Source organism: Micromonospora sp. CPCC 206171 (genome assembly GCF_036906755.1).
Lineage (GTDB): Bacteria > Actinomycetota > Actinomycetes > Mycobacteriales > Micromonosporaceae > Micromonospora > Micromonospora purpureochromogenes.
Genome location: NZ_JBAKHT010000002.1, coordinates 291,128 through 312,162, shown reverse-complemented (window position 1 = coordinate 312,162; position 21,035 = coordinate 291,128). Strand labels below are relative to the sequence as shown.

Sequence of the window (21,035 nt, the reverse complement as noted above, 5' to 3'; positions counted from 1 at the left end):
CATGGCGGAGCAGTCGATGGAACCGGTCGAGGGCACGGACGCCCGGGTGGAGCGGCTGCGGGTCTTCCTCGTCGACGACCACGCCATGTTCCGGGCGGGCGTCCGGGCCGAGCTGGGCGCGCACGTCGAGGTGGTGGGGGAGGCGAGCACGGTGGCCGAGGCGCTCGCCCGGATCGCCGCGACCCAGCCCGACGTGGTGCTGCTGGACGTGCACATGCCCGATGGGGGCGGCCGGGCGGTGCTGGACGCGATGCGGCGGACCCATCCGCAGGTCAAGTTCCTGGCGTTGAGCGTGTCCGACGCCGCCGAGGACGTGATCGGCCTGATCCGGGCGGGCGCCCGGGGCTACGTCACCAAGACCATCTCGCCGGACGAGCTGACCGCCGCGATCCGTCGGGTGGCCGATGGCGACGCCGTGTTCAGCCCCCGGCTGGCCGGGTTCGTGCTGGACGCCTTCGCGGCCCGCCCCGACGCGCCGGTCGCCGACCCGGAGCTGGACCAGCTCACCAACCGGGAGCGGGAGGTGCTGCGCCTGCTGGCCCGCGGGTACGCGTACAAGGAGATCGCCAAGGAGTTGTTCATCTCGATCAAGACGGTCGAGACGCACGTGTCCAACGTGCTGCGCAAGCTCCAGATGTCCAACCGGTACGAGCTCTCCCGCTGGGCGGCGGACCGCCGGCTGGTGTGACGGCAGGGCCGATCCCACACAATCGGACCGAACAACCCCAGGGCCTGACAAGAGATCCACTCATGTCGCATAATGCCCCGTCGCGTTTTTCTCGCGTGCGGGTGGTGCGAAACCCCGCGAGAACGGCGACCTGTGCAGGCCCGCCGGATGCGGGCCCACCCCTGGGGAGAGGTGTACGACGTTGATGTTCGGACAACTGGGACGACGCTGGGCCGGAATCGCCACGGCGCTCGTCGCCGGCAGCGCGATGGTGCTGGGCTCGGCCGCTCCGGCCGCCGCCGAGGCACCGGCGACCGGCGTGGCGCGGGCGGTGAAGGACACCGGCGTGGTGCTGAAGCTCGACAAGCAGACGCTGTCGACCTCGGCGCTCGCGCTGGAGCTCAAGGACGGCACGGTGCCGGTCTTCTGCATCGACTTCCACACTCCGGTGGCCCGCGACGGTGAGTACACCGAGGGCACCTGGAGCCAGTCGGAGGTCGAGAACCTCGGCAAGGTGCAGTGGGTGCTCACCCACGGCTACCCGAACGCGGAGGTGCCGGCGCTGCTCAAGGCGGCCGGGACGGACCTGCCGGCCGGGCTGGGCGAGAAGCGGCGCGACACCCTGCTCTACTTCGGCACCCAGACCGCCGTCTGGCACTTCAGTGACGGCGTCGAGCTGGGCGACTGGGAGCAGGGCCTGGGCGACGCCGCCGAGTACGGCGTGATCAAGAAGATCCACGACTATCTGGTGGCGAACGCGACCAACCAGCCGGAGCCGAAGGCCGAGCTGAGCATCGACCCGGCGAAGGCCACCGCCACCGTCGGTGGCAAGGCGGGCCCGTTCACCGTCAAGGGCCCGGCGGGCGAGATCGCGCTGAAGGTCTCCGGCGGCAGCGCCGTCGACGCCGCCGGCAAGCCGGTCACCACGACCACCAACGGCGGGGCCTTCTGGCTGACCGCGACCGATCCCGGCTCGGTCACCGTGACCGTTTCCGCCCAGGACTCGGTCTCCTTCGGCCGGGTCTTCCTCTTCTCCGGCGGCAAGGACAGGAAGCAGAAGCTGATCCTCGGCGGCAGCGCCGGCGCCACCGTCACCGCCGACGCCGTGGCGAGCTTCGCCGCCGCACCCGCCAGCCCGTCGGCGTCCCCGACCACCCCGTCGGCGTCGCCCTCGCCGTCGACCCCGGTCGAGTCGCCCTCGCCGTCGACTCCGGGGGAGAGCCCGGCGCCGTCCACCTCGCCGGCCGGTAACGGCGGGGACCTGCCGCTGACCGGTTCGCCGATCGCGGCCGCAACCGCCGCCGGCGTGCTGCTGCTGGCCGTGGGTGCGGTCGCCCTGCTGGTGGTCCGCCGCCGCAAGGTGCGTTTCACCGCCTGACGAACCACCCCCTCCGGCCCCGGCACCCCTGTGGTGCCGGGGCCGGAGTCCGTTCCGGCCCGGCCGGGCGCGCGGTGGGCGTCGAAGCCGCAGGCGTCGCCGCGGGTGACGAAACAGGTACGGCACGGCTACGTCGCTCTCCACCCAGCCTGCTATGGTGCCCGCACAGCCGAAGTCGACATCATCCGGATGGGCAAGAACGGCCAGCGCTCGGTGGACGTCGGAGGGCGCCGGAGCGGAGGCGGGGAAGCTCACAGGCCCCGAGCCCACGGGTGGTGCGGAGATGCGGTGCCTTGCTGTCTTACCTGCTCAGAGCGGTACGACCAGGGCACTTCATGATCTTTTCTCAAGTATCGGCAACGTGGCGGGCAACTAACGGCTTGATAACGGCACCTTCACGTAATGGGCCGGTGGGTGTCACAGTGGCAGCACCTCACCCCTGGCGTGAGGCACCCCGTACGTCCCGCCGACCACGGCACCGCCCACCAGTGCGGTTCGTGGCCGTCGAGCGTGCGCGGTGTCGAGCTCCAGTGGTGCGGTGGCCCGGCGGATCGGTCCCCCTGGGGTGTCCCGATTTCTCTGCGGTAGTACCGGTGACCTGCGACACGGGGTCACCGGCGGCGTCACCCCCCATGCGTGCGTGAAACCCACGACGGAACCAGGTTACGAAAGAGGAGGCCCCTCGGAATGAGAGTCTCGAAGCGGGCGAGCGGCGCCATCGCCGTGGGCGCGGCATTCGCGCTCATCGCGTCCGGCTGCTCCACCAACGACGACGGCGGCGAGACCGCCGCCAAGAGTTCTGACGGCAGCATCGTCGTCGACGGTACGGAGCCGGAGAACCCCCTGGTTCCGTCCAACACCACCGAGACCGGTGGCGGCAAGATCATCGACTGGCTGTTCACCGGCCTGGTCGAGTACCCGAACAACGGTGGCGCGCCGCAGAACGCGCTGGCCGAGTCGATCGAGACGACCGACTCCAAGGTCTACAAGATCAAGATCAAGCAGAACACGAAGTTCCACGACGGCACCGTCGTCAAGGCCAAGAACTTCGTGGACGCCTGGAACTGGGGCGCCTACTCGCCGAACGGCGCGCAGAACTCCAGCTTCTTCGCCGACATCGCGGGCTTCGCGGACGTCAACACCACCGACCCGGACGAGGACGGCCCGAAGAAGGCCCCCGAGCCCAAGTCGAAGACCATGTCCGGCCTGAAGGTCGTCGACGACTGGAACTTCGAGGTCACGCTGGCCGCGCCGACCGCCGTGTTCCCGACCAAGCTCGGCTACAGCACCTTCATGCCGCTGCCGGACGCCTTCTTCGCCGGCAAGGCGGAGGACTTCGGCAAGAAGCCGATCGGTAACGGCCCGGTCAAGTTCGTGTCCTGGGAGAACAACGTCGCGATCAAGCTGACGCGGTTCGACGACTACTCCCTGCGCGACAAGATGAAGATCAAGGACGTCACCGTCAAGATCTACCAGGACGACACGGCGGCCTACAACGACCTGGTCTCCGGCAACCTGGACTTCCAGCAGCAGGTTCCGGTCTCCTCCCTCGCGGGTGACAACTGGAAGAACGACCTGGGCGACCGGGCCATCTCCTCCACCACCCCGGTGACCGGCATCATCGCCTTCCCGATCTACGACGCCCGCTTCAAGAACGCGGACCTGCGTAAGGCGATCTCGCTGTCGATCAACCGCCAGGAGATCAGCGACAAGATCTTCTTCGGCAACCGCAAGCCGGCCGACAGCTGGGCCAACCCGCTGACCCCGGGCGCCAAGCCGGGCAACTGCACCGCTTGCAAGTTCGACGTGGAGCAGGCCAAGGCGCTGTACGCCAAGTCCGGCGGCTTCAAGGGCCAGCTGAAGCTCTACTACAACGCGGACGCCAGCCACAAGGAGTGGATGGAGGCCGTCGCGCAGCAGATCAAGACCAACCTGGGCATCGACGCCGTCGCCACCGGTGTGCCGACCTTCGCGGTGTTCCGCCAGAACATCAACGCCCACAAGATGGACGGCATGTACCGCGCCGGCTGGCAGCAGGACTACCCGGACGTTGAGAACTGGGTCAACCCGCTCTACGTGACCGGTGGTTCCTCGAACGACGGTCTGTACAGCAACCCCGAGGTCGACGCCCTGGCCAAGCAGGCCAGCGGTGCCCCGAGCCTCGAGGCCTCGCACGCGCTGTTCGAGCAGGCCGTTGCGAAGATCGACGCCGACGTCCCGACTGTCCCGGTCTACTTCGGTGGCCAGCAGTCCGGCCACTCGGAGAAGATCAAGAAGATGGAGCTGACCAACGTCGGCGAGCTTGACATCACCTCGGTCGAGCTCTGATCCGAACGGTCTGACCCCGGGTCGGGCTCGCCTACCGGTGAGCCCGACCCGGGGCCGTTCCGCGAGGGGGTGTACAACATTCCCTCGCAACGTTGTCACTCGTGTCGGCCGTCCGACGCGCCCCCTGTCTGGAGGACCACCCCATGGGCCGTTATCTGTTGAGACGGCTGCTCCAACTCGTCCCCGTCTTCATCGGGACGACGTTAATGATCTACGCGCTCGTCTGGGCGGTTCCCGGTGATCCGTTCGCCGGCAAGTGCGGTGATCGGGGCTGCCCGGAGAACTACATCGCCATGATGACCGAGAAGTACCACCTCGACGAGCCGTTTTTCGTGCAGTACGCCGTCTACATGAAGAACCTCTTCCAGGGGGACTTCGGCTCGACCTGGTCCGGGCGCTCGGTCAACGACATCATCGCGACGTCGTACCCCAACACCCTGAAGCTGGCCGCGGTCGCCCTGCTCATCGAGGCGCTCATCGGTCTCACCGCCGGTGTGCTCACCGGTCTGCGCCGCAACGGCTTCCTGGACAACCTGGTCCTGGTCTCGACGCTCTTCCTGATCGCGCTGCCGGTCTTCGTCGTCGGCTTCGTGCTCCAGTGGCTCTTCGGCGTCAAGTGGGGCATCGTCACCCCGACGGTCTCGAACGAGATGCGCCTCTCCGAACTGATCCTCCCAGGCTTCGTGCTGGGCAGCGCGTCGATGGCGTACATCGCCCGGGTCTCGCGTACCAGCATCGCGGAGAACCGCCGGGCCGACTACGTGCGGACCGCCATCGCCAAGGGCCTGCCCATGCGCCGGGTGGTCGGCATCCACCTGCTGCGCAACTCCCTGATCCCGGTGGTGACGCTGCTCGGCACCGACCTCGGCGCCCTGATGGGTGGCGCGATCATCACCGAGGGCATCTTCGGCATCAACGGCATCGGCCGCCAGGTTCTCCGGGCGATCGTCACCAAGGAAAGCGCTACGGTTGTCTCCATCGTGGTCGTCCTGGTGCTCGTCTACCTCCTGATGAACCTCCTGGTGGACCTGCTCTACGCCGCCCTGGACCCGAGGATCCGCTATGAGTGAGCGCCTGGAACGAACCATCATCGCCACGTGCGCGGGCAACCAGGCCCGCGTTGAGCAGAGGGAGGTGCGGGCATGAGTGACCCGAGTGCCGCTTCCATCGTCAGCACCCCCCGTCCGGAGCAGCCGGCCGAGGTCGGTGCGCCGGTCACCGCGGGTCAGCCGGAGGGCGCCCGCAAGGAGAAGCCCCGCGGCCTGCTCGGTGACGCCTGGCGGGACCTGCGGCGCAAGCCGCTGTTCTGGATCTCCGCCACGTTCATCCTGCTGTTCGTGGTGATGTCGATCTTCCCGTCGCTGTTCACCTCGGTTGACCCGACGGACGGCGCGCTCTCCCGTAGCCGGGTGGAGCCCGGGGGCGACGCCTTGTTCGGCTACGACGTGCAGGGTCGCGACGTCTTCGCCCGGGTCATCTACGGCGCCAACGCCTCGATCGTGGTGTCGCTGCTCTCGGTGATCGGCACCATGCTGATCGGCGGGACGATGGGCATCATCGCCGGCTACAAGGGCGGCTGGGTCGACGGCCTGCTCTCCCGGATCGCCGACGTCTTCTTCGGCCTGCCGTTCGTGCTCGGCGCCATCGTCATCCTGACCACCTTCAACGGCGCGGGTTCGAGCAACAGCGAGTGGCAGATCAAGGGTCTGGTCATCGCCTCGCTCGTGCTGCTGAGCTGGCCGGTGGTCATGCGGCTGATGCGCTCCTCGGTGCTGGCCACCAAGGAGGCCGACTACATCGTCGCGGCGCGCGCCATGGGCGCCGGCACCGGCCGGATCATCCTCAAGCACCTGCTGCCGAACTGCCTGGCGCCGCTGCTGGTGTACGGGACGATCATGATCGGCTCGTTCATCGGCGCCGAGGCCACGCTCTCCTTCCTGGGCATCGGCCTGAAGAGCCCGGTGGTCTCCTGGGGAATCATGATCAACGAAGCGCAGAACTACCTGCGGCCGTCGCCGTTCCTGCTCTTCTTCCCCTCCGCGTTCCTCGTGACCGCCGTGCTGAGCTTCGTCATGCTCGGTGAGGCCGTCCGCGAGGCCCTCGATCCGAAACTCCGCTAGGGGAGACTGAGTTGTCCGACATTCTCGTGTCCGAGCAGACCGCGCCGGGCGCCGACGGATCCGGCCGCCCCTCGGGCCGGCTGCTCGAGGTCGACGACCTGCGGGTGGAGTTCCGCACCCGGGACGGCGTCGCCAAGGTCATCAACGGAGTCACCTACCACGTCGACGCGGGGGAGACCCTCGCCGTGCTCGGCGAGTCCGGCTCCGGCAAGAGCGTCACCGCGCAGACCATCATGGGCATCCTGGACATGCCGCCGGGGTACGTGACCGGTGGTCAGGTCCGCTTCCACGGCAAGGACATGCTCCGGATGTCCGCCGAGGAGCGCCGCCGCATCCGCGGCGAGGGCATCGCGATGATCTTCCAGGACTCGCTCTCCGCGCTGAACCCCGTCTTCACCGTCGGGTTCCAGATCGCCGAGCAGTTCCGCATCCGTCGCGGCATGAGCCGCGCGGACGCCAAGAAGCGCGCGATCGAGATGCTCGACCAGGTCAAAATCCCGAACGCCAAGGGCCGGTTCAGCAACTACCCGCACCAGTTCTCCGGCGGTATGCGGCAGCGCGCGATGATCGCGATGTCGCTGGCGCTCGACCCGGAGGTGCTGATCGCCGACGAGCCGACCACCGCGCTGGACGTGACCGTGCAGGCCCAGATCATGGATCTGCTCGGCGAGCTCCAGCGGGAGCGGCGGATGGGCATGATCCTGATCACCCACGACCTCGGCGTGGTCGCCGACGTCGCGGACCGGATCGCGGTCATGTACGCCGGTCGGATCGTCGAGGAAGCCGACGTGTACGACCTGTACGCCAAGCCGGCGCACCCCTACACGCTCGGGCTGCTCGACTCGATCCCCCGCCTGGACGAGAAGGGCCAGCAGCTCCGCACGATCAAGGGGCTCCCGCCGAACCTGATGAACATCCCGCCGGGCTGCCCGTTCAACCCGCGCTGCCCGATGGCGCAGCCGGTGTGCCGCGAGAAGCTCCCCCCGTTGCTGCAGATCGGCGCCGGTCGGGCCAGCGCCTGCCACTTCGCCGAGGAGCTGGTGAACCGTGTCTGAGAACATCCTCGAGGTACGCGACCTGGTCAAGCACTACCCCGTCACCCGCGGTGTGGTGTTCAAGAAGACCATCGGTCACGTCAAGGCCGTCGACGGCGTCTCGTTCGACCTGCGGGCCGGTGAGACCCTGGGCGTGGTGGGCGAGTCCGGGTGCGGCAAGTCGACGCTGAGCCGGGTGCTGATGAACCTGGAGAAGCCGACCGCCGGCCACGTGCTCTACAAGGGCCAGGACATCTCCAAGCTGTCCGGCGGCGCGCTGCGTCGGCTGCGCCGGCAGATCCAGCTGGTCATGCAGGACCCGTACACCTCGCTCAACCCGCGGATGACGGTCGGTGACCTGATCGGCGAGCCGTTCGAGATCCACCCGGAGGTGGCGCCGAAGGGCAGCCGTCGGGACAAGGTCAAGGAACTGCTCGACCTGGTGGGCCTCAACCCGGAGCACATCAACCGGTACCCGCACCAGTTCTCCGGCGGTCAGCGCCAGCGCATCGGCATCGCCCGGGCGCTCGCCCTGCGACCCGAGATCATCATCTGTGACGAGCCCGTCTCGGCCCTGGACGTCTCGATCCAGGCGCAGGTGATGAACCTGCTGGAGAAGCTCCAGAGCGAGCTCGGCCTGTCCTACGTGTTCATCGCCCACGACCTGTCGGTGGTGCGTCACCTCTCCGACCGGGTCGCGGTGATGTACCTCGGCAAGATCGTGGAGATCGGCACCGAGGACGAGATCTACGAGGGGCCGACCCACCCGTACACCCAGGCGCTGCTGTCGGCGGTACCGGTGCCGGACCCGACGCTGCGGGACAACAAGGCGATCATCCGGCTCACCGGTGACGTCCCCTCGCCGATCAGCCCGCCCTCGGGCTGCCGGTTCCGCACCCGGTGCTGGAAGGCGCAGGACATCTGCGCCGAGCAGCCGCCGCTGCTGCAGATCCGGCAGGGCTCGGACCACCCGAGCGCCTGCCACTTCGCCGAGAAGCGGGAGATCGTCGCCACCCACGAGGTGTGAGACTCCTCCGAACCGCCTGCCGGCGTCCGCGTGACGCCGGCAGGCGGTTCGTCGTATCCGAGCCCGGCCGCCGCCGGGCCGGGCGCCCGCCCACGGCCCGGCCGTGCCGTCGGTCAGGGCCGGCAGCGGGTACGCCACAGGACGGCGGGCCCGGCGTCCCGCCCGGCTCCCGGGCCGGCGGCACCCGTCACAGCGGTCCGCGGCCGGCGCGCAGCAGCAGCAGGGCCAGCTGGGTGCCGTCGGCGCCGAGCGCCTGCCGGAACCGCTCCAGGATCTCCCGCTCCCGGGACAGCACCAGCCGGGTGCCGCCGGAGGCCATCCGGGTGGCACCGACCTGCTGGGAGAGTTCTGCCCGCTCCTGCCACAGCCCGATCAGCGTCCGATCGATCTCGTCGATGCGCTCCCGGATGGCCGCGATCCGGGCCGCCGCCGCGGGCTCGTCGGTGCCGAACCCGGGTGCCGCGTTCCGGCCGTCGCCCGCCCGGGAGCGTGCCGTGTTGCCGCTCTGTTCCGCCACGTCTGTCATCATCGGTCGTACCTCTCTGACGTCGTGCCCGGTGTCGGGAACCCGGAACGCGAAAAGCCCCGGACTCCAGGAGCCCGGGGCTTTCGTAGGTCTGGTTGATCAGGCGCGACCCACGGCTGCCGGACTCCCGGTGCCGTAGTAAAAGTAGAAGCGCTGACCGAACACGGAATCGAGTATGCCGACCGCCGGTACGGCCGCGCAAGGATTCCGCCACCAGTTGGGAAGGTCGCCCGGCCCCGACGCCGGGGCCGGGCGACGTCCGCTCAGCCCAGCCGGGTGATCCGGTCGGCCGGGCCCGGGGCCACCGGCGCGCCCGCGCCCAGGTGGGCCACCAGCGCGTCCACGTCGAAGCCGGGGGCGGTGGTGCGGCCGGTGCCCGCCGTCAGCTCGGTGAACCCGTCCCCGCCGTTGGCGAGGAAGTCGTTCGTGGTGACCCGGTAGCTGGCCGCCGGGTCGACCGCGACGCCGTTCAGCGCCAGCGCGCTGACCCGCGAGCCGGCCGGGGCGGTGCTGTCGTAGGAGTAGGTCACCCCGGCGGAGACCTGGAGGATCCGCTGGGTGGTCTGCCCCTGGTAGCCGACGAACTGCTGCTCCAGCACGCTCTTGAGCTGCGCGCCGGTCAGCGTCTGGGTGACCACCAGGTTGTTGAACGGCTGGACGGTGAACGCCTCGCCGTAGGTCACCTCGCCCGGCGCCTCGCCGCCGGCCGACGCCGCGTACGACAGGGAGGCCCGCACGCCGCCGGGGTTCATCAGCGCCAGCTGCGCCCCGTCGCCCTTCGTGTACGCGAGCTGCGCGTCGGCGATCACGTCACCGAGCGGGCTCTCGCCGTTGGGCCTGGCGTCCCGGACGATGTCCGCGCTGATCCTGCCCACCACCCGGTTGGCGATCGGCGCGACCGCGGCCCGGTACTTGTCGGCCAGCACCTTGGCGCCCGCGTCGACCAGCTCCGGGTTGCGGACGTAGACGCCGGGGGCGCTCTGCTGCCAGCTGCCGTCCGCGTTGCGGACGCCGTTCTCCACCACCACGTTGCGGGCGGAGATGCCGGTGAACCGGCCGGTGCGCCGGTCCAGCGAGTAGTCGATGTCGGTGATCAGCTGCCCGTTGCTGCCGGCGCTGGTGACCACGCTCTGCGCCCCCGAGGAGTTCGGCAGCGAGCAGGAGTAGAAGCGGTGGGTGTGCCCGGAGACCACCAGGCCGAACTCCGGTCGCAGGCCGCGAACGATGTCCACGATCGGGCCGGAGAAGTTGGCGCAGTCCGAGACGCCTGGGGCGGCCGGCGGTGGGGACTGGGCACCGCCCTCGTGCACCAGCAGCACCATCGCCCGGATGCCGAAGAGCTTGAGCAGCCCGCCCCACTTGTTGGCGGTCCGGACCTCGTCGGCGAACCGCACCGAGGCGATGCCGGCCGGGTTCACGATGCCCGGGGTGCCCTCCAGGGTCACGCCGACGAAGCCGACCGGCACGCCGTCGACGAACTTCACGTCCACCGGGGGCAGGATCGGCAGGCCGGTCTTCCGGTCGAGCGTGTTGGCGGCGAGGTAGGTGAACTTCGCGCCGGCGAAGCCGTCGGCGTCCTGGCAGCCGTCGACCGGGTGGCAGCCGCCCTTGTTGATCCGGATCAGCTCGGCGACGCCCTCGTCGAACTCGTGGTTGCCGACCGAGCTGATCTCCAGCCCGACCTCGTCCATCAGCTCGATGGTCGGCTCGTCGTGGAAGGCCGCGCTGACCAGCGGCGTGGCGCCGATCAGGTCACCGGCGCCGACGGTGGTGGTGCGCCGGCCCTCGGCCGCGGCGTCGGCGCGCAGCTTCTTCAGCCAGGTCGCCAGGTATTCCACGCCGCCGGCGGGGGTGCCGTTGACCGCGGCCCCGCTGCCGCCGGGCGGGTCGATGGCGCCGTGGAAGTCGTTGTAGCTCAGGAAGTTGCCCTTGACCTCGCCGCCGGTGGGCGTGGCGTAGGAGACGGCGACCGGGGCCAGGCCGGCCGTCGGGTCGGTGGCGGCCGGTTGCGGTCCGGGCCGTCCGGTGGCGGGCAGGCTGGCCACGACGGCCAGCGCGAGGGCCGGTGCGGCGACATGACGCAGCAGGGCCCGACCGCGCGAGCGCGGTGGAGTCATGGTTGTTCTCCCAGGACGTGTACGGGGGAGTAGTCGGGGCTTTCACCGTCATCGTTGCGCTTCGGGGACGAAGGCACCAGAGGTGACGCCGTGACAGCTTGGTCTCAGCACGCCGACCCCGGGCGGGCCCGGGACCGCGCCGTCGCGCCGGGGCGTGCGCGGGCGGGAAGTGTCCGGCCGGCGGCATAGACTCGCCCTGCGATGCATCCTCTCTTCGACATCCCCGCCTCCCCGCCCGCGCCCGAGCCTGCCCGCCCGCCGGCGCGTCGGCCCGGGTCCTCCGCCGCGCACCTCGATCCGCAGGCCCTGGTCGAGGGGCTCAACGGCCCCCAGCGGGACGCGGTGACCCACGCCGGCTCCCCGCTGCTGATCGTGGCCGGCGCCGGCTCCGGCAAGACCCGGGTGCTCACCCACCGGATCGCGTACCTGCTCGCCGCGCGGGACGTGCACCCCGGCGAGATCATCGCGATCACCTTCACCAACAAGGCCGCCGGCGAGATGAAGGAGCGGGTGGCCCACCTGGTCGGCCCGCGGGCCCGGCTGATGTGGGTGTCGACGTTCCACTCCGCCTGCGTGCGGATCCTGCGCGCCGAGCACGAGCACGCCGGGCTCAAGTCGACCTTCTCGATCTACGACGCCGACGACTCGCGCCGGCTCATGCAGCTGGTCACCCGGGAGCTGGACCTCGACCCGAAGCGCTACCCGGCGCGCGGGCTGGCCGCCCAGGTCTCCAACCTGAAGAACGAGCTGGTCGACCCGGAGGCGTTCGCCGCCCGGGCCAAGGGCCCCAACGAGCGGGCGCTGGCCGAGGCGTACACGCTCTACCAGCGCCGGCTGCGCGAGGCCCACGCGCTGGACTTCGACGACCTGATCATGACGACGGTGCACCTGCTCCAGTCGCACCCGCACGTCGCCGAGAGCTACCGCCGCCGGTTCCGGCACGTCCTGGTCGACGAGTACCAGGACACCAACCACGCGCAGTACACGCTGATCAAGGAGCTGGTCTCGGGCACCGAGGGGATCGCGCCGGCCGAGCTCTGCGTGGTGGGCGACGCCGACCAGTCGATCTACGCGTTCCGGGGCGCGACCATCCGCAACATCCTGGAGTTCGAGCGGGACTTCACCGACGCCCGGACGATCCTGCTGGAGCAGAACTACCGCTCCACCCAGACCATCCTCAACGCCGCCAACGCGGTGATCGACCGGAACACCTCCCGCAAGCCCAAGCGGCTGTGGAGCGACGCCGGGGCCGGCGAGCAGATCGTCGGCTACGTCGCCGACACCGAGCACGCCGAGGCGGACTGGGTGGGCCGGGAGATCGACCGGCTGGTCGACGCCGGTGACACCCGCCCCGGCGACGTCGCCGTCTTCTACCGCACCAACGCCCAGTCCCGGGTCTTCGAAGAGGTGTTCATCCGGGCCGGACTGCCCTACAAGGTGGTCGGCGGGGTCCGCTTCTACGAGCGCAAGGAGGTCCGCGACGCGCTGGCCTACCTGCGCGCGGTGGTCAACGACGACGACACGGTCAGCCTGCGCCGGGTGCTCAACACCCCGCGCCGGGGCATCGGCGACCGCGCCGAGGCGTGCGTGGAGGCCCTCTCCAGCCGCGACCGGATCTCGTTCGGGGCCGCGCTGCGGCGGGCCCGGGAGGCGCCGGGCATCTCCACCCGCGCGGCCAACGGCATCGCCGACTTCGTCGCGCTGCTCGACGGCGCGCGGGAGCTGGCCGAGACCGGCACCCCGGAGGAGGTGCTGGAGGCGCTGTTGACCCGCTCGGGCTATCTCACCGAGCTGGAGGAGAGCCTCGACCCGCAGGACGCCGGCCGGGTGGACAACCTCCAGGAACTGGTCAGCGTCGCCCGCGAGTACACCGAGCGGATCGAGGCGCTGGGCGCCGAGGGCGAGCGGGCCACGGTGGCCGGGTTCCTGGAGCAGGTGGCGCTGGTCGCCGACGCCGACCAGATCCCCGCCGACGATCCGGACCACCAGGGCGTGGTCACCCTGATGACGCTGCACACGGCCAAGGGCCTGGAGTTCCCGGTGGTCTTCCTGACCGGGCTGGAGGACGGCGTCTTCCCGCACCTGCGCTCGCTCGGCGACAGCCGGGAGCTGGAGGAGGAGCGCCGGCTGGCGTACGTGGGCATCACCCGGGCCCGGCAGCGGCTCTATCTCTCCCGGGCGGTCACCCGCTCGGCCTGGGGGCAGCCGGCCTACAACCCGCCGTCGCGGTTCCTGGAGGAGCTGCCGCCGGAACTGGTCCGCTGGGAGCGCACCGAGGGGTCGTACACCTCGTGGGCCGGCGGGGGCGGCGGCGTCGGTGGCCGCGCGGACCGCGCGCCCGGCGCGCGCGGTGGCTTCGCCGGGGGTACGCCGAAGGCGGCGGAGCTGGCGAAGCGGCTCGGGGTGGACGGCAGTCGGCTGGCCACCGCCAGCGAGCTGCCGCAGGGACCCAAGGTGGCGGCGGGGGACCGGGTCAACCACCAGCGCTACGGCCTCGGTCGGGTGCTCGCGGTGGAGGGGCACGGGCCGGGCGCGCGGGCGCAGATCGACTTCGGTGACCAGACGATGTGGCTGGTGCTGCGGCACGCCCCGATCGACAAGCTCTGAACGACAGGGCCCGGCCCGGCGAACCGCCGGACCGGGCCCGCACGTGTCCTCGACGGGCTCAGCAGGCCACGTCGACGCCCCGGGCGCGCAGGAACGGCGCCGGGTCGATCTGGTTCCACATCTGACCCTTGTGCACCTCGAAGTGCAGGTGCGGGCCGGTCGAGTCGCCGGTCGAGCCCTCGTAGCCGATCACCTCGCCGGCGCTGACCTTGTCCCCGACGCCGACCTTGAGGCTGCTCTGGTGGGCGTAGTGGGTCAGGTAGCCGTTGCCGTGGTCGACGAAGACCGAGTTGCCGTACCCGTCGCCGGCGTCGCCGGCCTTGACCACGGTGCCCGCTGCGGCGGCGCGGATGGGGGTGCCGGCGGGCATCGCGAAGTCGATGCCGGCGTGCAGGGTGCCCCAGCGTTGCCCGTAGCAGGAGGTGATCTCCGCGCCGGCCATCGGGATGACCCAGGACGGCTTCGGCTTCGTCGTCTTCCGGACCGTCGGCTTCGGCTTCGGGGTGGCCTTCCTCGTCGGGGTGGCCGACGGGCTGGCGGTCGGGCCGGCGGTGGTCGGGCTGGCCGACGGGGTGGCCGGGGTCGCGGACTCGCGGGCCGAACGGTCGGCGCGGGCGGCGTCCTCGGCGCGGGACGCGGCGTCCAGCGAGACGGCGGTGGGGGCGGGGGCGTCGCGGTCGAACGCGACGGTGGAGGCGCCGGCGAGGCCGAGGCCGACCAGCGCGACCGCGCCGACGACGAGGGCGCGCCCGCCGCGCCGCTTCCGCAGCCGGTGCCGGGCCGGGGCGGCCACGGTCTTCTCGTTCTGGGTGGGGGTGTCTTCCTGCACGGCTGACCTTCACACTCAGGGGGCTGGGACCTGCCCATCCTGGATGTCGACCGGGTCCGCGGTGGGTACGGGTACGGCAGGGCCGCCGGAGGCCGCCGGGGCAACTGTCCGCCCTTATGACGGAATGGCCGCTTCTGTCCCGATAACTGATCTTGCCGGGCGATGGCGTCGGTCACAGTCCGCACTGTGACCCAGCAGACTTCCGGGCACGAAAAACCGCCCGGATCGGATGATCCGGGCGGTCAGCGGGCGATACGGAGCGTCAGGAACCCGCTACCTCACTGTAATATGCCTCGACTTGCAGCTTGATGTCCACTCCGCGCTCCTGGAGCCACGGCACCGGGTCCCGCGGCTCGCCCTTGACATGGATCTCCAGGTGCAGGTGGGAGCCGTACGAGTGGCCGGTGTTGCCGACCAGGCCGAGCTGGTCGCCCGCCTTGACCTGCTGCCCCTCCTTGACGTTCACCGTGGAGGAGTGGCCGTAGATGGCCTCGCTGCCGTCGGCGTGCTGGACGATCACGGCGTAGCCGTACCCGCCGAACCAGCCGGCCTTAGTGACGGTGCCGGAGTGGATGGCGACGTAGGGGGTGCCCTCGGCGGCGACCAGGTCGATGCCGGTGTGCAGCTTGCCCCAGCGCATCCCGTACGGGGAGTTGAAGTCGTAGCCCTGCAGGGGCAGCAGCCACGGGTCCTGGTCGCCGGCGTTGACCTCGGCGTCCCGGTTGGTGTCGCGGGAGGCGCGGTCGGCGGCGTCGGCGCGGGCCGCCGCGTCCTGGCTGGTGATCGAGGCCTGCTTGAGCTCGTCCAGGACCGACGGGCTCACGCTCTTGGCGTCGGGGAGCGCGTTCGCGCCCAGCGCGACGATGCCGGCGCCGACGAACGCGGTGGTGACGACCGCCGCGTAGCGGCTGCGCGGGGGGGTGGGTACGCGACGGCGGCCGCGATATCTATCGGGCTCAGACGACAGGCGCTGGCGCACGCACACCCTCCGTTGTCGGGGATCCGATGCGATCTCCGGCCGTTCGACCAAGCTCGGTCGACGTCCGTTGGTCGCGTCGTCACCCGTCCGTGGACCTGATGACAACCGTGGACACGTTAGCCCTCCGCCGCGCCGGTCACAAGCGGAACCGCCGAATCGGTGAGTCTTTCTGTCCCTTTCCGTCCATCATTGTCATAGCTCGGTACGCCGGACGGCCGTCCCCGTTACTGCCCGTTCGTCGCGCAGAGTGACCGTTCGGCGGAGGCGTCCGGCTTTCTCGGGGGGCCGCCGGACGGTAGGGGTGCGGCCCGGATTTCCCGCCCCCGACCGGGCGGGTTACCGTTCGTTCAGGTGATAGCCGCGGAGCCCGTGAAAGGTGTGCTGATGAGCTCTCGTATCCGGGTCGTCGTCGCGAAGCCGGGCCTCGACGGCCACGACCGCGGCGCCAAGGTGGTCGCGCGTGCCCTGCGCGACGCCGGCATGGAGGTCATCTACACCGGCCTGCACCAGACCCCGGAGCAGATCGTGGAGACCGCCATTCAGGAGGACGCCGACGCGGTCGGCCTCTCCGTGCTCTCCGGGGCGCACATGACGCTCTTCCGGCGGGTGCTGGAACTGCTCGCCGAGCGGGACGCCCGGGACATCGTCGTCTTCGGCGGCGGCATCATCCCGGACGCCGACATCCCCGAGCTCCAGCAGCTCGGCGTGGCGAAGATCTTCACCCCGGGCGCGACGACCCAGTCGATCGTCGAGTGGGTCCGGGGGAACGTGGCCCAGTCCGTCGCCTGACGGCTGCGCAACGCCGGGCCGTGCCCGGCACCCTGATCGACTCCATATCGCGCAGGTGGCGGCATCCGGTGGATGCCGCCATCGGCGTACCTGGAGTGGGCCGATCGCTGCTGGAAGGGTCGGCCGGATCCGGGCACGGGGGAAGGGCCGGACGCACCCCTCACACGCCCGGCCCTTCTATGCACGATGCCCCGCCGCCACCCCTCGACCGACAGGGCATCGGCCGCTCCCGTCCTCGCGCTGAATCAGCGCTCCGACATCAGACTCAACGACGCCCCCACCAGGGGGTTACGCGTCGTCCACGACATCCTTCGCGGCGGTTGCCGGCCGGGCCCGCGCACCGGCGAGTCGTGGGCGGCGCGCTGTGCATTACCGCACACCGCGCACCCGCTCGGTTGCCGCTGGTGCTCATCTCGCTAGGCTGCGGCCGATGGCCCGTTTCAACTGATGACGGGCGTCAACGGAGTTTCCACAACGCTGGTGGCGGCGCGACGGCGCGCCGCGGAGACGGGACGGGACGCGCAATCGTGGACCTGTACGAGTACCAGGGGCGGGACCTGTTCGAGCGGCACGGGTTGCCCGTGCTCGCCGGCGGCGTCGCCACTACCCCGGAGGAGGCCCGCGCGATCGCCGAACGCCTCGGCGGTCGGGTGGTCGTCAAGGCGCAGGTGAAGGTCGGCGGCCGAGGCAAGGCCGGCGGCGTCAAGCTGGCCGAGGGCGCGGAGGAGACGGTGGCTCGCGCCACCGACATCCTCGGCATGGACATCAAGGGTCACACCGTCCACAAGGTCATGATCACTGTGACCGCGGACGTGGCCGAGGAGTACTACTTCTCGTACCTGCTCGACCGGGCGAACCGCACCTTCCTCTGCATCGCCAGCGTCGCCGGCGGCATGGACATCGAGCAGGTCGCCGCGGAGACCCCCGACAAGGTGGTCAAGGCCCCGATCGACGCCGTCAAGGGCGTGGACGAGGCGAAGGCCCGCGAGATCGTCGACGCCGCCGGCTTCCCGGCCGAGGTCGCCGACCAGGTCGTCGAGGTCGCGGTGGGCCTGTGGAAGGCCTTCGTCGCCGAGGACGCCACGCTGGTCGAGGTGAACCCGCTGGCCAAGACGGGCGACGGCAAGCTGCTGCTGCTCGACGCCAAGATCACCCTCGACGAGAACGCCGGCTTCCGGCACCCGGACCATGAGGCCCTGGTCGACCAGGCCGCGGTGGACCCGCTGGAGCAGGCCGCCAAGGAGAAGGACCTCAACTACGTCAAGCTCGACGGCGAGGTCGGCATCATCGGCAACGGCGCGGGCCTGGTCATGTCCACGCTCGACGTGGTCGCCTACGCGGGCGAGCGGCACGGCAACGTCAAGCCGGCGAACTTCCTCGACATCGGCGGTGGCGCGAGCGCCGAGGTGATGGCCAACGGCCTGGAGATCGTGCTCTCCGACCCGTCGGTGAAGAGCGTCTTCGTCAACGTCTTCGGCGGCATCACCGCCTGCGACGCGGTCGCCAACGGCATCGTGCAGGCGCTGGCCCTGCTGGAGCAGCGGGGCGAGAAGGCCACCAAGCCGCTCGTCGTCCGCCTCGACGGCAACAACGCCGAGGCCGGTCGGGCGATCCTCGACGGCGCGAACAACCCGCTGATCCAGCGGGTCGACACCATGGACGGCGCGGCCGAGCGGGCCGCCGAGCTGGCAGCTGCGGGGGTCTGATCATGGCTATCTGGCTGACCAAGGACTCGAAGGTCATCGTCCAGGGGATGACCGGTTCCGAGGGTTCCAAGCACACCCGGCGGATGCTCGCCGCGGGCACCAACGTGGTCGGCGGCGTCAACCCGCGCAAGGCGGGCCAGACGGTCGACTTCGACGGCGCCGAGCTGCCGGTCTTCGCCTCCGTCGCGGACGCGATGAAGGAGACCGGGGCCGACGTCACGGTCATCTTCGTGCCACCGCAGTTCACCAAGGGCGCCGTGGTCGAGGCGATCGACGCCGAGATCCCGCTGGCCGTGGTGATCACCGAGGGCGTCCCGGTGCACGACACCGCCGCCTTCTGGGCGTACAACGTGAGCAAGGGCGAGCGGACCCGGATCATCGGCCCGAACTGCCCGGGCATCGCTTCGCCGGGCGCCTCCAACGCCGGCATCATCCCGGCCGACATCACCGGCTCCGGCCGGATCGGCCTGGTCAGCAAGAGCGGCACGCTGACCTACCAGATGATGTACGAGCTGCGCGACATCGGCTTCTCGACCTGCGTCGGCATCGGCGGTGACCCGATCATCGGGACCACCCACATCGACGCCCTCGCCGCGTTCGAGGCCGACCCGGAGACCGACGCCATCGTGATGATCGGTGAGATCGGCGGTGACGCCGAGGAGCGGGCCGCCGAGTTCATCAAGGCCAACGTCACCAAGCCGGTGGTCGGCTACATCGCCGGCTTCACCGCGCCTCCCGGCAAGACCATGGGGCACGCCGGCGCGATCATCTCCGGCTCGGCGGGCACCGCCGAGGCGAAGCAGGCGGCCCTGGAGGCCGTCGGCGTCAAGGTCGGCAAGACGCCGACCGAGACCGCCAAGCTGATGCGGGAGATCATGGCCGGCCGCTGAGCGGCCGGCAGCAGCACCGTGGGCCGCCCAACGGCGGCCGTCAGCAGCACCGTCCGCCGCTGGGCGGAGGGGTGAGACACCGAGGGGGTCGGCCGGCGACGGTCGGCCCCCTCAGTCGTCCCAGAGCGGGTACGTCCCGCTGGCCCGCCAGATCGCGGTACCGATGATGTTGAGCACGCCGAAGGCGATCGCCAGGTAGCCGAGCACCGGGGACTGGTTGTACCGCTTCGCGTCACGGATCGACAGGTAACCGAAGATGATGCCCAGGATGCCGCAGCAGATCAGGCCCAGGACGATGCCGAGCACGCCCCACAGCGTGGTGCGGTCCTTGCCGGCCGCCGGCGGCGGCGGGGGCGGCGGGTACGGCGCGTTCACGGCTTCCTCCCAGCGCTTCGTGCCGCGACTGCAGTCGCGTCCTGCGCCGAGGCTAGACCGCATTCCGGTTCGGAAACCGGTGGATCACGGAACTCGCCGGGGCCAGGTGGGGCCGCCGGGCAGCCGCCACCCGCGCGGCGTGCCAGAGTAGACCCGATGTCCTCGGTCACCCCTGATCAGCCCCGCCGTCCCGCCGGCGTCCGCGCCGACGCCCGCCGGGACGATGCCCGCCCGGCCGGCGCCGGCCGGACCGACGACGCCCGCCGGACCGACGACGCCCGCCGGGAGGACGCCCGCCGGACCGACGGCCGCCGAGAGGATGGCCGCCGAGAGCACGACCGACCCGGAGGCCGGCCCGCGTCCGGTGGCCGGGTGCCCGCGCCCCGCCGGCCGGAGTCGGGTCGGGGGCGGGCGCCGCTCGTCGTCGCCGCCGCGGTCGCCGCGGGCTGGGCGGCGCTCACGTCGTACCTGCCGGTCGCCGTCGTGCTGGGGCTGGCCCAGTTCAGCGAGGACGCCGGCTCCGTCGGCGGTGCGCTGCGCGCCGGGCTGTCCGGCTGGCTGCTCGGCCACGGGGTGCCGCTGCAGACCACCGCCGGTCCGCTCGGCCTGGTCCCGCTGTTGCTCTCCGGGCTAGCGTTCTGGCGGCTGACCCGGGCCGGCGTGCACACCAGCCGGGCCATGGGCGCGCGGGGCGGGCGCTCGCCCCGCCAGGCACTCACCGCCGCGGTCGCCGTCGGCCTCGGGTACGGGCTGCTCGGCGCCCTCGCCGCGGTGCTGGTGAGCACCGGCGACCTGCGGGTCTCCCCGGTCCGCGCCGGCGTCACCCACGCGATCTTCGGCGCGCTCGCCGCGCTGGTCGGGGCGGTGCGCACCACCGGCGTGGCCGGCCTGCTCGCCGAGCGTGCGCCGGCGGTGCTGCGCGACGGGGTGCGTACCGGGTTGGTCGCCGGGCTGCTGCTGCTCGGGGCGGGAGCCGGCGCGGCCGGGCTGGCGGTGGCGACCGGCGGGGGCGACGCCGCCGACATGATCGGCGCGTACCGGACCGGGGTGGCCGGGCAGGCCGGCATCACCCTGATCAGCCTCGCCTACGCGCCGAACGCCACGATCTGGTCGACCGCGTACCTGCTCGGGCCCGGCTTCGCCGTCGGCGCCGGCACGGCGGTGCGCACCAGCGAGGTCTCGGTGGGCGCGCTGCCGGCCGTACCCCTGCTCGCCGGGCTGCCCAGTGGCCCGGTCGACGGGTTCGGGGCGGCGCTGCTCGCGGTGCCGGTGCTGGCCGGGATGGCCGCCGGCTGGCTGCTCGCCCGGCGGCTGCTCCGCGAGGCGGACGAGCGCGCGGTGCCGCAGTGGGGTGCGCTACTCGGCCCGGCGGCGCTCGCCGGCCCGGTGGTCGGCCTGCTCGCCGGCCTCGCCGCCGCGGCTTCCGGCGGGTCGCTCGGCGGAGGCCGGCTGGCCGAGATCGGCCCGGTCCCCTGGCAGGTGGCCGCCGTCTCCGCCGCGGTGGTCACGGCCGGCGCGCTGCTCGGGGCCGCCGCCGCCCGGGTGCTCGCCCGCCCGGCACCTCGCGCCTGACCCGCCGATCCATGGTCGACCCGCTCACCCGGCTGCTGGCCGCGTGGCTGCGCCCGACCCGCCCGGCCTCCCGCGCCTGACCCGCCGGACC

At 71.2% G+C, this 21,035-nt stretch carries 17 protein-coding genes; 12 read left to right on the top strand and 5 right to left on the bottom strand.

All coding sequences use genetic code 11. The features are described 5' to 3' along the window. The first annotated feature begins 1 nt into the window (after position 1). The 7 genes from V6U89_RS04160 (at position 2) to V6U89_RS04130 (ending at position 8,554) form a co-directional block, all read left to right on the top strand. A complete protein-coding gene (locus tag V6U89_RS04160; protein ID WP_334569252.1) occupies positions 2-688 on the top strand; it encodes a response regulator transcription factor in 687 nt (228 codons plus the stop codon). A 184-nt stretch (positions 689-872) separates the two neighbouring features. Beyond that, entirely contained in the window at positions 873-2,045 is a 1,173-nt protein-coding gene (locus V6U89_RS04155; protein ID WP_334569251.1) for a thioester domain-containing protein, read from the top strand. Between the two features lie 687 nt (positions 2,046-2,732). Further along, on the top strand, positions 2,733-4,373 hold the full coding sequence (locus V6U89_RS04150) for a peptide ABC transporter substrate-binding protein (RefSeq protein ID WP_334569250.1): 1,641 nt from the start codon (positions 2,733-2,735) through the stop codon (positions 4,371-4,373). 143 nt (positions 4,374-4,516) lie between these two features. After that, on the top strand, positions 4,517-5,443 hold the full coding sequence (locus tag V6U89_RS04145) for an ABC transporter permease (protein ID WP_334569249.1): 927 nt from the start codon (positions 4,517-4,519) through the stop codon (positions 5,441-5,443). Between the two features lie 72 nt (positions 5,444-5,515). After that, on the top strand, positions 5,516-6,493 hold the full coding sequence (locus tag V6U89_RS04140) for an ABC transporter permease (RefSeq protein ID WP_334569248.1): 978 nt from the start codon (positions 5,516-5,518) through the stop codon (positions 6,491-6,493). Positions 6,494-6,519: 26 nt separating this feature from the next. Continuing rightward, complete coding sequence (locus tag V6U89_RS04135; RefSeq protein WP_334569422.1) at positions 6,520-7,548, top strand: ABC transporter ATP-binding protein; 1,029 nt, start codon at positions 6,520-6,522, stop codon at positions 7,546-7,548. Next, a complete protein-coding gene (locus V6U89_RS04130; RefSeq protein WP_334569247.1) occupies positions 7,541-8,554 on the top strand; it encodes an ABC transporter ATP-binding protein in 1,014 nt (337 codons plus the stop codon). Before V6U89_RS04135 ends, V6U89_RS04130 begins: the two co-directional genes overlap by 8 nt. 187 nt (positions 8,555-8,741) lie before the next feature. On the opposite strand, the gene V6U89_RS04125 is transcribed toward V6U89_RS04130, so the two are convergent. After that, positions 8,742-9,083: a chorismate mutase gene (locus V6U89_RS04125; protein WP_154941902.1), complete on the bottom strand. Its 342-nt coding sequence runs from the start codon at positions 9,081-9,083 to the stop codon at positions 8,742-8,744. A 260-nt stretch (positions 9,084-9,343) separates the two neighbouring features. Then, complete coding sequence (locus V6U89_RS04120) at positions 9,344-11,197, bottom strand: bifunctional metallophosphatase/5'-nucleotidase (protein ID WP_334569246.1); 1,854 nt, start codon at positions 11,195-11,197, stop codon at positions 9,344-9,346. 201 nt (positions 11,198-11,398) lie between these two features. Between V6U89_RS04120 and pcrA the strand changes: the two genes are divergently transcribed. Further along, complete coding sequence (gene pcrA, locus V6U89_RS04115; protein ID WP_334569245.1) at positions 11,399-13,804, top strand: DNA helicase PcrA; 2,406 nt, start codon at positions 11,399-11,401, stop codon at positions 13,802-13,804. 58 nt (positions 13,805-13,862) lie between these two features. Here the strand turns inward: pcrA and V6U89_RS04110 are convergent, their stop codons facing one another. Together V6U89_RS04110 and V6U89_RS04105 are read right to left on the bottom strand one after the other, a co-directional pair. Then, complete coding sequence (locus tag V6U89_RS04110; protein WP_334569244.1) at positions 13,863-14,633, bottom strand: M23 family metallopeptidase; 771 nt, start codon at positions 14,631-14,633, stop codon at positions 13,863-13,865. Between the two features lie 262 nt (positions 14,634-14,895). Further along, the gene (locus V6U89_RS04105; protein WP_334569243.1) at positions 14,896-15,612 is read right to left on the bottom strand and encodes a M23 family metallopeptidase; all 717 of its coding nucleotides are present in this window, start codon (positions 15,610-15,612) and stop codon (positions 14,896-14,898) included. Positions 15,613-15,996: 384 nt separating this feature from the next. On the opposite strand from V6U89_RS04105, the gene V6U89_RS04100 reads away from it, so the two are divergent. The 3 genes from V6U89_RS04100 to sucD all read left to right on the top strand — a co-directional run bounded on the left by V6U89_RS04100 (position 15,997) and on the right by sucD (position 18,997). Next, a complete protein-coding gene (locus V6U89_RS04100; protein ID WP_154941907.1) occupies positions 15,997-16,401 on the top strand; it encodes a cobalamin B12-binding domain-containing protein in 405 nt (134 codons plus the stop codon). A 527-nt stretch (positions 16,402-16,928) separates the two neighbouring features. Next, positions 16,929-18,107 carry an ADP-forming succinate--CoA ligase subunit beta gene (sucC, locus tag V6U89_RS04095; protein WP_179801801.1) on the top strand — a complete coding sequence of 393 codons (1,179 nt, stop codon included), beginning with the start codon at positions 16,929-16,931 and terminating at the stop codon, positions 18,105-18,107. A gap of 2 nt (positions 18,108-18,109) precedes the next feature. Further along, positions 18,110-18,997 carry a succinate--CoA ligase subunit alpha gene (gene sucD / locus V6U89_RS04090; RefSeq protein ID WP_334569242.1) on the top strand — a complete coding sequence of 296 codons (888 nt, stop codon included), beginning with the start codon at positions 18,110-18,112 and terminating at the stop codon, positions 18,995-18,997. Positions 18,998-19,108: 111 nt separating this feature from the next. On the opposite strand, the gene V6U89_RS04085 is transcribed toward sucD, so the two are convergent. Beyond that, positions 19,109-19,372 (bottom strand): DUF4190 domain-containing protein, encoded by a 264-nt coding sequence (locus tag V6U89_RS04085; protein ID WP_334569241.1) that lies wholly within the window; start codon positions 19,370-19,372, stop codon positions 19,109-19,111. A 156-nt stretch (positions 19,373-19,528) separates the two neighbouring features. Between V6U89_RS04085 and V6U89_RS04080 the strand changes: the two genes are divergently transcribed. Further along, a complete protein-coding gene (locus tag V6U89_RS04080; RefSeq protein ID WP_334569240.1) occupies positions 19,529-20,944 on the top strand; it encodes a cell division protein PerM in 1,416 nt (471 codons plus the stop codon). Positions 20,945-21,035 lie beyond the last annotated feature (91 nt).

Coding starts and splice junctions, on each gene's coding strand:
- V6U89_RS04160 (WP_334569252.1), top strand. CDS start 2: ATGGCGGAGCAGTCGATGGAACCGGTCGAGGGCACGGACGCCCGGGTG.
- V6U89_RS04155 (WP_334569251.1), top strand. CDS start 873: ATGTTCGGACAACTGGGACGACGCTGGGCCGGAATCGCCACGGCGCTC.
- V6U89_RS04150 (WP_334569250.1), top strand. CDS start 2,733: ATGAGAGTCTCGAAGCGGGCGAGCGGCGCCATCGCCGTGGGCGCGGCA.
- V6U89_RS04145 (WP_334569249.1), top strand. CDS start 4,517: ATGGGCCGTTATCTGTTGAGACGGCTGCTCCAACTCGTCCCCGTCTTC.
- V6U89_RS04140 (WP_334569248.1), top strand. CDS start 5,516: ATGAGTGACCCGAGTGCCGCTTCCATCGTCAGCACCCCCCGTCCGGAG.
- V6U89_RS04125 (WP_154941902.1), bottom strand. CDS start 9,083: ATGATGACAGACGTGGCGGAACAGAGCGGCAACACGGCACGCTCCCGG.
- V6U89_RS04120 (WP_334569246.1), bottom strand. CDS start 11,197: ATGACTCCACCGCGCTCGCGCGGTCGGGCCCTGCTGCGTCATGTCGCC.
- pcrA (WP_334569245.1), top strand. CDS start 11,399: ATGCATCCTCTCTTCGACATCCCCGCCTCCCCGCCCGCGCCCGAGCCT.
- V6U89_RS04100 (WP_154941907.1), top strand. CDS start 15,997: ATGAGCTCTCGTATCCGGGTCGTCGTCGCGAAGCCGGGCCTCGACGGC.
- sucD (WP_334569242.1), top strand. CDS start 18,110: ATGGCTATCTGGCTGACCAAGGACTCGAAGGTCATCGTCCAGGGGATG.
- V6U89_RS04080 (WP_334569240.1), top strand. CDS start 19,529: ATGTCCTCGGTCACCCCTGATCAGCCCCGCCGTCCCGCCGGCGTCCGC.